Genomic DNA, 12,318 nt, shown 5'->3' on the forward strand with positions numbered 1-12,318 from the left:
GCGGCGGCCATGAGCAGCAAGCCCGCTCAAGCCAAGGCCACGGGCCAGCGGGCATCGTCGGCGGCCACGCCCACCCGCGTCCCGGCAGCGGCGCAGGCACCGTCTCCGCAAGGCGCCGACCTGCTGCCGTCGCAACTGGGCAATCGCGGCATGCAGGCGCTACTGGGCCGCATGCAGGCGGTCGGCCGGCCGGCGTCGTCCACACCGCACGCCGCACCGGCCAGCGCGTACGCCGGCCAGCTGGTCCGCGCCGCGCTCGCGCGGCCGGGAACGGCCTTGCCCGAGGCCAGCGCGACACGCCTGAGCGCGCTCCTGCATCAGGTGCATGCCGGGGCAAGCGAGCCGACGCGGCACAGGCCACCACAAGCATCGCCGGCCGTACTGGTGGCCGACTCTGATAGCGCTCACGAAGTCGCCGCACGTCGGGCGGCCGAAGTAGCCGAAGCGGTTCCTGCCCCGGCACCCGTGTCACGGCCACGTCGCAGCGCCGTGGTGCATGCCCGCATCCACGCCGATGCCCCCGCCGCCGCCGCGGCCCAGGCGTTGCGCGCGCGCGCATTCGCGGCCGGCGAGCACCTGTTCTTCGACACCGGGCGCTACGCTCCGCACACGCCGCACGGCGAGCGCCTGCTGCTGCACGAACTGGTGCACGTGGAGCAGCTGGCCTGGAGCCCGCACGGCCTTCTGGTGCTGCGCGACGGTGAGGAGGACGCAGCAGCGCCGACGGCTCCGTCCCCGACGGTGATGGCGGTTACCCTCGACGGCGTCGACTTCTACTTCGGCAACCGGCGCTACAGCGCCGGTTCGACCCGGGCGCAGATCTGGCCACTGGTCCTGCAACGGCTGCTCGGAACCCAGCACGATCCTTCGCGCGATGCGAGCGTGCTGGAGAGCTGGCTGCAGCATGGGGCTTCCCAGAATCTGCGCCTGATAAACGATCTACGCGTAGACCGCGCAGCCACTGCCGGCGAGGTCATGATCGGCCTGAGCCTGTCGGCGCAGGCCGTGCTCATGCTGATCGAGGTGCTGGAGGCGCCGCCGTACCGATGGCATGCCGACCTCAGCGAGGAGCAGCGCGAACTCCTGCGCGTCGGCTATGCACTGATGAGCGCGTGGCCGCTGCTGCGGCCGCGTTTGCCCAGGTGGTACGACGAGAATATGTTCCGCCGGCAGATGGCCCAGCGTGGATCGCTTGCGCGCGACTGGCAGCGCATGGCGCCGACCACGCCGGGCCACGAGGAGTACAGCGCCGAGAACCGCGAAGCGATGATCGAAAGCATCTTCGCGGCGCTGACCGGTCCGGTCCGCATCGTCGAGGCGATACGCCTCGACTACCGGCTCGGCGACGCGGCGGGCACCACCGGGCGCGGGTTACGGGAACGCTACCGTGCCCAGGGTGCAGTGGCGTACCGCGGGCTGTGGCGGATCGACGCACCGTTGACCGCGCGGCTGACCGAAGCACCGCCCGAGGACCGGGTTCGAAACGAGATCGCGCTGTGGCTGCTGGGCTACGTGCACACCCAGCCGGACCTTTCCGCGGCGGCGACGCTCGAAGGCACCGCGGGCCATGAAGCCAGGCTCGAGTTGCTGGGACGGCTCTTCCGCTACCTGGACCGGACCATAGGGCGCATCACACGCGGCGACGAGAGCCTGTTCAACGTACCGGCGCGTGCCACCGACCCGCCCTGGGACGCGCGGATGACGAGCGCGCCGCCGCTGACCCCACCGCTGTATGACGCCGCGCTGCGGACCGACCACGCCTTCACCATGCAACTGGAGTTCGGCGATGTGTTCGACGCCTTTGCCGACTACGGCTACCTGTGGAAGTTCGTGCGCATCCCCGACCCCGAGTCCGGCGAGGAAGTCCCCGACCCGCTCACCGCGGCCGGCACGCGTCCGGACTTCGGCACGGTCTTCGACACCCGGGTCGCGCGGGCACGCCGCTACAACGCCGCCGACCTCGAGCGCGTCCGCTCGCGCTTCGGCACCACGCCCTGGGGACGGGCGATCAGCAACGCCTCGTTCGCGGCCGACCTGGTGCGGCTCAACAATGTGCTGCGCACGCTCGGCACGGTGATCCGCACCGTGCTCGAACGCCTCACCCAGCCGCGCTACACCACCCGCATCGTGTTCCCAAGGCCGGGCATGTACGTGGTGGTTTGCCGTGCTGTTCCGGTACTGGCTGGCGACGAGGAAGTGACGCATGCCCCAAGCGTGGCGATGCTCCCGGTGGTGGCACGCGACCCCGACGAGATGGCGATCACGCGCGTGCGCGAGTCCAGTCGCAACGAGTTCCAGGTACGGCTGCGGCTGGCGGAGATCCGCGCGCTGCTGGATTCGCCGCTGCCGCCGGAGAACGCCGCGGAACTGCAGGCGGAGATGGAGGAACTGCAGGCGATGCTGGCGGCGCCGGGAGAGGCGCTGGTCGCCCGGCGCGAACTGCTGCGGAGCCAGGTCGCGCTGCTGCGGCGGAGGCTGGAGCTGCGCCGCCGGATCGCCGCGGCCGAGACGGCCGAACCTGCCGACCCCGGAGCGCTCGCCGCGCTGCGACGCGAACTGTTCGATGCCGGCGGAGAGACGTCTTCGGCCTGGGCCGAGCGCGAGGACGTGCGCGGCCTGGAGAGGCAACTGGAAACGCTGGGGGAAATGATCGACATGCGCGAGGAGCGGATCCGCGGCGAGCGCGGGGTCCGCTTCACCCCGCACGCCACCTTCGTGTCCGACCTGGGCCATTCCCTGGCGCTGAGCCTGGAGATGTACGACCGCGGCGTGGTCGGCGGCGCCTACCAGGTGTACATCTCCGATCTGACCACGCCGGACAGCGGCGCCACCTTGGGCTCTTCGCCCTTGAATGGCTTGCCCAACCCGCGCGTGGCCGCGGTACTGGCCGGCCTGCGCGATCTGCTTGAAGACCACAGCGACTACGGTCGAGGCCGGGTCGCGGTACAGCTCGAAGGCGCGCTGCACACCTTGCGGGTCGAGGCCGGCACCGGCCGCATGCTGATGGAGGCCGTCGAGAACGGGGTCACGGTGCTGTCGCTGGCGGCGATCGTCGCGGCGCCCTTCACCGCCGGCGAAAGCCTGATGCTGCTGCTGCCGCTGGGCGCGGTCGGCGCGGTTCCGTCGGCCTACCGGCTCTACCAGCGCTACGACGAACACCGCCTGCGCTTCGACCTGGCCACGGCGATGGACGTGGTCAACCTCGTCGGCGGGGCGATCGGCCTGGCCCACGCCGCCACGCCACTGCGCATGGTGCGCATGGGCCGGGTGATGATGGTGGCCGGCCTGGGCGCCGACGGCGCCGGCATGCTGATGATGGGCGCCGGCTTGGTGCAGCAGATCGAAGCGTTGCGCCACCTGCCCGAGCACGAGCGTGCGGCGCAACTGCTCATGATCCTGGGCGGGGCGATGATGCAGATCGGCATCCAGGCCGGTGGCATGGTGATGCATTCGCGCTACCAGGGCGCACGCGAGTCCGCCGCACCCAGGCGCGAAGGTGCGGATCCGCGCCTGGAGGCCGGCGACGCGCCGGGCTTCCGGCCGCCGCGCGAGGGCTCCTCCCCGCCGCGTGCCGATGCGACCCCGCCCGGACCGGCCGACCGCAGCACCTCCGCCGCCGCGCCGCCGCCGCGCGCTCCACCCGCGCCACCGCGCGCATCGACGCGGCGCACCCGCCGCCACGACCGGCTGATGGCGCGCTTCGAGGGCGGCATCGACTACTCGCGCCCGCCACCGGCCGCCGACGTGGCCAATCCGCCGCGGGCCGGCGAGTGCCAGCGCCGGTTGCGCACCGACGAGGCCGCCTTCAACGCCTACAACGACGCGGTGGCGGCGTCCGCCGGCCGCGAGGTGGGGCTGTTCCACAATCCGCGCACCGGCGAGTACCGGGTGATGATCGGCGACGAGACCGGGGTCAGCGCGCCCGGCCGTTCGGGCTGGGACGCGGTGGTGCACTACCATCCGGACGGCAGCACGCGGTCGACCTTCCGCCTGCCCTCGCCCCACGACTTCCAGGGCCTGATGTTCCGCTACCTGGAAGGCGGCGGCCCGGTGCGCGAGTTCGTCGAGTTCGACATCCCGGGCGTCGGCCGCGGCCGCACCGAGTACGGCATCGATCCGGGCCACGCCGAGCCCTTCTATGTCCGCATCCACCGGCCCGGCGAGCCGCCGCAGACCCTGCGCTTCGCGCACGACGGCGCGTTCCGCACCTACTGGGGCGAACGCACCGTGTTCGTCGAACCCGGGTCGCCGCTGTACCAGTCGATGATCCGCGACATCCAGGGCTACGTCCGCTCGCTGGACCCGGCCCAGGCCGGCGCCGCGCCCGCCCGGCGCACCGAAGCAGGAGGCGACGCCGGCGCTGCACGGCCGACCCCCGGCGCCGCCGACGCGGCCGGACCCGGGCCCGCCGCCGACTCGCCGCGCCGCGCCGGCGAGGGCGGAGAAGGCCGCCCGGCGCCCGGCGACCGCACCGCGGCAGCCAGCGAGCCAACCAGCAGCGGCCGGTTCACCGACGACGCCGGCGGGCTCACCGATGCCGGCATCGCCTTCATCCGGCGACGTTTCCGCACGGTGAGCGAATTCGGCGGCGGCCGCAGCCGCCGGGTGGCGCTGGACAACCTGAGCGACGCCCAGATCCGCAACCGTTTCTCCACCGAATCGGCCTGGCTCGAGGCGGTGGTGATCGGCGAGGTGCGGCAATCGTGGATCGGCCGCACCAGCGCCACCGACTTCCTGCTCGACAATCCGCAGCAGACGCTGCGCAACGTGGCCACGCGCCTGGCCGCGGCGATCGAAGCGGGCGGCACCGGGCACACGCTCAACGAAGGCGTGCTGGGCCGCAATGCGCTCGATTTCGTGCGCGAGCGCGTGGCCGCCAACGATCCGGTGCTGCGCCCGGCGTGGGATGCGCTGGAAAGCAGCACCAATCCGGCGGTGCAGCGCGCGTGGAACCGCTTCCTGTTCGGCACCGAGCGCATGCCGGGCGCGACTCCCGCGGCCCGCCAACGGCACCGCCAGGCCCTGATGGACGCGCCCGGTGGCAGCGGCGAAGGCTTCGGCGCCGGCCTGGTCGGCAACAAGCGGCCGGACGTCATCGAGGTGCTGCTGAGCCGGGACGCCATCCACGTGCTGGATCCATCGCAACGCTGGGCCGACCCGGTCCACAACTTCAAGACCGCGTTCTACGAGGCAGTGCTGCGTCAGCTGATCGACGTGGGCAATGTTACTTCGGCCGACACCGGCGGCGGCGCGCGCGTGCGTCCCACGGGACTGTGACCGGACGGGCCGAGGGGCAGCGCGCATGAAGGCCTCCATTCGCCACAGCGCCCGGGACCGCACGCGTGCCGGTGGCGGCAAGGAAGCCGGCCGCGCCAGGAACGATGCGCCGGCGCGAGGCGAGGCGGACGCAGGCCACGGGGCCGGGCAGGTGGTGGCGCGCATGGGCAATCGCGGCCTCGCCGCCCTGCTGGGTGCGAACCCGGCGCAGGGGCCGGCGGCCGAGCGCGCCGCCGACCTGCTGGCGCAACGGGCACTGCAGATCCCGCAAGTGCCGCCGGGGTCCGATGGCCCGCCCGTGCACGGTCACCGGCAAGCCGCCGCCGACGCGCCGCCGCCACCGGACGCGCCCGCGCACGTGCGCGCCGCCGTCTCCACCCGCGGCCAATCCCTGGATCCGGAGTTGGCAGAACGGCTGGGCCGGGCCTTCGACTTCGATTTCGGCAACGTGTCCATCCATCGCGACGCGCCGGCCGCACGATCGACCGGTGCGCTGGGAGCGCACGCCTATGCCGTCGGCCGCCACGTGGTGTTCGCCCCGGGGCAGTACGCGCCCCGATCGCCCGGCGGACAGGCGCTGATCGCGCACGAACTGGCGCACGTGGTCCAGCAGCGCCATGCCGGACCGCGCGTGCAGCTGAAGAAGGCCCCGGCGAAGAGCGTCCCGGCGCTCACGGTGAACGGCGCCACGTTCGAGGAGGCGGCGGCGAACTTCGCGCAACTCCTGCAACAGCACCAGGAGTCGGACAAAGCCCGCATCGTCATCGTCAACGGTCCCAACGTCAGGGTCTTCGACGAGACCGGAAAACCGGTGGTCAAGACCTTCTTCCACCTGCAAAGCCCGGTCACCGTGCCGGTGGGCGTCTACCGCCAGACCAAGGGCGCGCGGCTGCGGCCCATCATCATCAACGAGGACGGCAGCTACGGCATCGGCCACCTGAACATGGAGGGCACGCTCAACTTCGCCAAGGACATCGACGACCAGGAAGGATTCAACAAGGCGCTCGAAGGCGCCAAGTACATCTACTACGTATCCCCCAACAGCACCGCCGTGGCGGCGACCGCCGATGCCCCGGCGCCGGTCCCGATCGAGAACCTGCCGGAATTCATGGAGTTCGAGGCCAAGAGCAAGGCCAACCTGCCGGCCTGGCCGTCGGCGACCCTGCCGCTGACCTCGCAGCTGGCCACCGTCAACAGCACCGGATCCTTCATCTGCAAGGTGGACAAGAACCAGGGCGTGAACACCCTGGACCGGGTCACCAACCTGATGCAGGCGACGCGCTTCAGGTGGGAGGTGCTCAAGCTGGACGAGACGCTGCGGGTCAAGGACAAGAAGCGCACGACCGGCTGGGATGCGGCGGCCGAGGGCTTCGCGCGCCGCAAGCGCCAGCTCAAGGACGATCGCCAGGCCATGCTGGGCGACCGGCGCCGGCAGAGCATCCCGGAAAGCGTATTCCGTTCCGCGGTCGAATCGCAGACCCGGAACGTGCGCACCGCGCTGGCCATGACCGGGCAGGCGGTGATGACGGTCATCAATGCGATCACCGGGGGCCCCAACCAGCTGACCACCGAGGACGTGATGGACGTCCCGTTCAAGGAGCAGGGGGACTACTTCGTCCGCTGCCTGGCGACCCAGGTGGTTCCCAAGGACGCCAAGTACCGCCGCGCCACTTCCGTGTCCGGGGTCATGGTGTCGGTGTACGACATCGAGGACGTGGCCCGCGAATCGCTGTCGGGAGGCGATGAACTGAAGGCCGACGCGGAGAAGAACCGCGCCCAGGTCGAAGCCGCGCTGGCGGATCTGGACCAGGAAATCGCCAGCGGCGAAGGCGACGTGGTCATAAAACGGTCCGAGCGCGCCTACAAGGCGCTGATGCTGGGCTACTTCGAGGACCTCGCCGCCGCCGGGAGCGATCCACTGAACGCGAAGGTGGCCGAGCAGAACCTGCTCAGGTCGCAGATCGCCTATTTCGAATCCGACGAGTATCCACCGGGCGAAAAATACCTCGCGTTCAAGGAGGCGAAGCTCGAGAAGCTGCGGGCGCGGCTCAAGATCCTGGACGCGGTGATCGCGCGCATGCGCGGCGCACTGTCGAGCCGCGATTCGCAGATCGATCCGGTGGGATACATGCGCGCGATGCTGGTCGACGAGGTGACCAGCCAGAGGACCGAGCTGTCGTTCCACGTCGGCGAACGCAGGTACATCGCCGCCGACAAGCTCGAGGTGGTGATCGCCGACGTCACCGGTGCCACGGGCCGCACCTTCACCGGCAGCGCCAGCGGCTTCCTGGGCGCCGGGCGGCAGGACGCGTGGCTGGATGCGATGACCGACCTGCGCCGCAACCTGAACCGCGGGCGCGGCTGGATCAGCTACGAGGTGCCCAAGCCCTACGAGAAGTGGAAGTCCGAACTGCCCAATCCGATGAAGCTGGAGATGTCGATCAAGGCGCAGCTGAAGGAAACCGTCGACGATGCCGCCCACGCGCTCACCATCGCGGCGATCCTGGCGGCGCCCCTGACCGGCGGTTCATCGCTGGGAATCCTGGCCGTGCTGGCCCCGATCCAGGCCGGATCCAGCCTCTACAACATCGTCAACCGCGCGGTGTACGACGACCTCCAGGTCGACGAAGAAGCGGTGTTCGACCTGATCAACATCGCCACCCTCGGACTGGGCAAGCTGTCGACCGTGGGCAAGGCCGGCTCGCGCGGCCTGGAGATAGTGGCCAGCAGCAGCAGGATCGCGATCAAGCTGATCAACGGCGGCCAGTTCATCGTGATCAGCTACCAGCTGTTCAACACGCTCATGGAATCGCAGACCGATCCGGACGCGGACCCGCGCGAGCTGCGCCGCAAGAAGCTGACGATGCTGCTGAACTGGTTCGAGCAGGCCGCGATTCCCGTCTCGGAGAAGCTGTTCAGCGAAGCCCATGGGCCCGGCAAGCGCCCCGACAAATCGAGCAAGGGCAAGGACGCGAGCCTGAGCTTCGAGGAACCGCTGGACGTGCAGGGCAAACCGCGCAAGCGCACGGTGAAGGAGGGCGAATTCGTCGAACCCGCCGGCAAGGCGCCGGCGAAGGCCGCCGCACCGGAACCCGTCGCCAAGGCGCCGGGGAAAGCCGCCACGCCGGAAGCCACCGCCGCCACGCCGGCCGGGGACGCGGCCGCGGCTCCCGCCCCCGCCCCCGCCGCAGTGGGCTACAAGCCCGGCAAGGCACAGTTGCGCGGCGTGCCCGGATCGCTGCACGGCAAGGTGGCGGTGGTCGAAGGCATGGGTACGGACGCGCGCGTGGTCTACAAGCGCGGCGGCAACGGCCTCATCACCGACGTGCAGATACAGATCGGGAAAGGGGCCACCGCCGCCGACGTCAAGACGCATGCCGCCGTGGCCGAGCTGATGCTCAAGTACTCGGGTACCGGCGGGCGCATCCGCCAGCTGCGCGATCTCTTCATCAACCTGTTCAAGGGACCCGCGGCCAAGCGGCCGCAGATCGGCAGCCGCGCATGGGAGGCGAGGTTCGAGCTGGTGAAGCTCGATCGCATGATGCGCGAGCGCCATGCGGAACTGGCCGCCATCGCCGACCAGCCCGCGGACCGGCGCGACATGGCCCGCCAGAACGAACTGATGCGGGACCTGGATTCGCTCGAACTGCAGTACCAGGAACACGCCGCGGTCTTCAATGCCATCGAGATGGGCAACGCCCTGGGCCGCGGCTACGTGGCAGCCGAAGGGCTGGCCGCCGGCGAGCGCATGCGGATCGAGCGCAAGCTGCCCCCGGCGCCCGACGGCTATCGATGGCGTTTCCGCAAGGGCCAGCTGGAGGTGGTGGCCAAGCCGGGCAGGGAGAAGATCTACTACGACGAGAAGCAGCGCAAATTCGTCAAGGACGACCGTCCCTACGAACCCGAGCGCTTCGAACCGGGGACCGACGCCCTCCAGGCCTTCCGCGAACTGGGCGGCTACCAGGCCGACACGCCCTTCGGCGCGTTCGTCGAGATGCTGCTGGACCAGGGACTGGTCAAGTCGCGCAAGGAAGTGATCGATGCGATAGCCGAACCGGGCAGCCGTACCTACGACACCGTCCGCGGCAAGGTGAAGGACGTCTTCAAGGCCCGGCTGGTCGAACAGATCACCAGCCCCGCCTACCTGAAGAAGACCGCCCGCTACCGCGAAGTGCTCAAGGCCACGGGCGATCCGGCGCAGGCCAGGCGCGCGGCCGGAATGGACGAGATGCTGCGGTTGAGCGAACGGCTCGGACCGGAGGAGCGCGGCAGCCTGGGCGAGCGGGTGTACGCCGAACTGTTCGGCTCGGGCAAGAGCACCGTGCACGTGGACATCAGTCCGGCGGAACTGGCGGCCGCCAAGGGCGTCCCCGAGAGCGCCGTCGCGCAGGGGCGCACGATCGACCGCATGGACGGCACCCGCGCGCGCGAGATCAAGAACGTCACCACCCGGCTCGGCCCGCGCGAACGCGGCCAGATCGAGGACATGCTGGCGATGGTCGGCCAGAAGGTGCAGCCGTCGGGTGGCGCGCCGCGCAGGATCGAGCAGGTATCGGTGGCCTTCCTCGATCCGAAGGGCGGGATCGCCAACGCATCGCTCGCCCACCAGATCCTGAGCGCCAACCCGGGCGCCCCGCTCACCTTCGAGTTCCACGCCACCGACGGCAAGGTCGTGAAGGTCACGGCCAGCAACAAGGACGTACTGCTGAAGCCGGACTTCCGCACTAAGCTTGGCCTGCCGGCCCTGTGAATCCCGGACGGAGGCAGCCGATGACCGACAACAACGAATACTGGGGCCTCGCGCTGGAAGGCCCGGACCCGGAGGCCGCATTGCGCTGGTTCGTGGCCCATGCCTGGGCCGGGCGCGTTCCGGAGCAATGGGTCGTCGACTACCAGGACAGGCGACCGGCGGCCGACTGGCTGGAGCGCACGGCGGCCAATGCGAAGGGCGTCGTGGCGGCCTATTTCACGGCCGACCAGAGCGAGTCGCTGATCCGCTATCCCAGCGGCCTGGTGGCCGGCCGTTTCCCGTTCACGCCCGATCCCGGTGCCGCGCTGGAACTGCTGGAGCGCGCGCCGTTCGAGGTGGCCTCGTTCGCCTCCCTGTATCCGGAGTGGGCCAGCACCAGCACCAAGTACCGCCGTCCCAGCTTCGGCCGCAACCACTACCCGCACGGCTGGGGCTGCGCGTTCAAAGGCGCCGGGCATGAGCGCCTGGTGTCGCGCCGCTGGCTGCAGTACGGGCCATGGCGACTGCTGCAGGGGGCGGCCGACGTCAGCCTGGTCCAGTTCCATGCGCTGGACGTGCCCGCGAAGGCCGCGTGGTCACAGGCCAGACCGGGGTACAGGACCATGGGGATCGACGAAGAAGGGGGCTTCCTGCAGATTCCCTACGTCTTCGAGACGGCCCTGGCGGGACTCTACGACGCCGGGGAACAGATGCTGCGCATGGTCGTGCTGGGCCGGGAGCCCAAGCCGGTGGAACTGCTCGATGCGCGCGCCGCGCTGAAGCAGGGAGCGCTCGCCGACGGCAAGCCGCTGAAGCGGCTGGCCTACGTGTTCCCGAAGCCGGAGGACGCGCGGCGCCACCTGCATGCGTTGTGGCTGCGCGAACTCGAATGCTGGACGGTGGTCGACGGCGTCGAACAACGCTTGGACACCGATTACCGCCCCACGCCGACGCCGCCGGACTGGGTCGCCTGATCGAAGCGAGGCGGTGCGTACCTGGCCGCGGAGGGCTCGACCCGGTGTTCCGGGCTGCTGCCGGCATGGGCAGAGAGCAGGCAGTGGCTGAAAGCCAGTTCAGAGATGGCGCGCCCGGAGGGATTCGAACCCCCGACCAATGGCTTCGGAAGCCACTACTCTATCCGGCTGAGCTACGGGCGCGTGGCCGGGCATTGTAGCGGAAAACGCCATGCCGGGCCCTGCCGTGGCATCCCCACGGACCCCGTGCCGCCTTCCCGTGCAGGAGTGCGGGCTTGCCGGCGACCTGGGCGTCGGGAGGATGAGGAAGTCACCTGCGCCCTGCCACCCGTCGTCCCGGCGCAGGCCGGGATCCAGTGACTCCAACTCTGCGACGATGCCGGACTGCGGGCGAAAGACGCTGGGTCCCGGCCTGCGCGGGGACGATGGCGGTGCCGGCACCTGCACGCCCTGCGGCACCAGCACCGGTGGGTGAAGCGCGATGCGCAGCGGCACGATGCATCGGCCACAATGCGGGCCTGGCCAGGGTGGCCGCGAAGCGTCGCGAAGGAAACGCAGGAATGACCTGGAACTGGCACCTGTTCATTGCACCGGGCAGCGCCCTGTTCGTGCTGCCGCTGGTGCTGGCGCTCGGTGGCCTGCTGGCGCTGCGCGAACCGGCCGCGCGCGGCGCCGTGCTGCGCTGGTGGTGCGCCGTCGGCCTGGCGGCGGCGCTGGTGGCGGCCAGCAAGATCGCCTTCTACGGCTGGGGCACCGGCATCCGCGCCTGGGACCTGACCTGTTTCAGCGGACACACGGTCATGGCGCTGGCGTTCTGGCCGGTGGCGCTGGCCCTGCTGGTGCCGCCGCGCCGCCGGGCCTGGCGGCGTACCGCCGCCGGGCTGGGCTGGCTGATCGGCGCGCTCGTCGGCATCTCGCGCGTCCCACTGGGCGCGCACCCGCCGTCGGAAGTGCTGGCCGGCGCGGCGCTGGGCGTTGCGGCAGCCGTGTATGGACTGCATGCCTTGCGGGACTACCGCTGGCCGCGAGGGCCCACCGCCGCGCTTGGCGCGCTGTGCCTGCTGGCCGCACTGTGGCTGTGGCGGCACCCGGCGCCCACGCTGCCCAGCGAGCGCTGGTTCGCCACCATCGGCGCGACCCTGGCCGACCGCGACTCACCAGTCGACCGGCACCAATGGCGCACCCCACCCCCGTTGTAGGAGCCGGCTTCAGCCGGCGACACGGGTGTCGGAACCACGAGTGCGTCGCCTGTGCCGACGTCGTCGTGTCGCCGGCTGAAGCCAGCTCCTACAACAGCCACGCCGCCCGGCTTTTCTGTAGGAGCCGGGTTCAGCCGGC

4 protein-coding genes and 1 tRNA gene are annotated in these 12,318 nt (G+C 70.6%); 4 read left to right on the forward strand and 1 reads right to left on the reverse strand.

What is annotated here, in order from left to right; all coding sequences use genetic code 11:
* The first annotated feature begins 9 nt into the window (after nucleotides 1-9).
* The 3 genes from WQ53_RS08480 to WQ53_RS08490 are packed head-to-tail and all read left to right on the forward strand — an operon-like array spanning nucleotide 10 to nucleotide 10,980.
* The gene (locus WQ53_RS08480; protein WP_082112919.1) at nucleotides 10-5,277 is read left to right on the forward strand and encodes an eCIS core domain-containing protein; all 5,268 of its coding nucleotides are present in this window, start codon (nucleotides 10-12) and stop codon (nucleotides 5,275-5,277) included.
* Between the two features lie 25 nt (nucleotides 5,278-5,302).
* A complete protein-coding gene (locus tag WQ53_RS08485; RefSeq protein ID WP_052631771.1) occupies nucleotides 5,303-10,027 on the forward strand; it encodes a DUF4157 domain-containing protein in 4,725 nt (1,574 codons plus the stop codon).
* A gap of 20 nt (nucleotides 10,028-10,047) precedes the next feature.
* A complete protein-coding gene (locus tag WQ53_RS08490; protein WP_052631772.1) occupies nucleotides 10,048-10,980 on the forward strand; it encodes a hypothetical protein in 933 nt (310 codons plus the stop codon).
* Between the two features lie 106 nt (nucleotides 10,981-11,086).
* Here the strand turns inward: WQ53_RS08490 and WQ53_RS08495 are convergent.
* Nucleotides 11,087-11,163: transfer RNA gene (locus WQ53_RS08495), tRNA-Arg, on the reverse strand.
* Between the two features lie 377 nt (nucleotides 11,164-11,540).
* On the opposite strand from WQ53_RS08495, the gene WQ53_RS08500 reads away from it, so the two are divergent.
* Complete coding sequence (locus WQ53_RS08500) at nucleotides 11,541-12,179, forward strand: phosphatase PAP2 family protein (protein WP_052631773.1); 639 nt, start codon at nucleotides 11,541-11,543, stop codon at nucleotides 12,177-12,179.
* Nucleotides 12,180-12,318: the final 139 nt, after the last annotated feature.

The sequence above is a fragment of the Pseudoxanthomonas suwonensis genome (assembly GCF_000972865.1).
GTDB classification, from domain to species: domain Bacteria; phylum Pseudomonadota; class Gammaproteobacteria; order Xanthomonadales; family Xanthomonadaceae; genus Pseudoxanthomonas; species Pseudoxanthomonas suwonensis_B.

Bases quoted from the DNA above. Each gene is read 5' to 3' on its own strand.
- WQ53_RS08480 (WP_082112919.1), top strand. From the start codon at position 10: ATGAGCAGCAAGCCCGCTCAAGCCAAGGCCACGGGCCAGCGGGCATCG.
- WQ53_RS08485 (WP_052631771.1), top strand. From the start codon at position 5,303: ATGAAGGCCTCCATTCGCCACAGCGCCCGGGACCGCACGCGTGCCGGT.
- WQ53_RS08490 (WP_052631772.1), top strand. From the start codon at position 10,048: ATGACCGACAACAACGAATACTGGGGCCTCGCGCTGGAAGGCCCGGAC.
- WQ53_RS08500 (WP_052631773.1), top strand. From the start codon at position 11,541: ATGACCTGGAACTGGCACCTGTTCATTGCACCGGGCAGCGCCCTGTTC.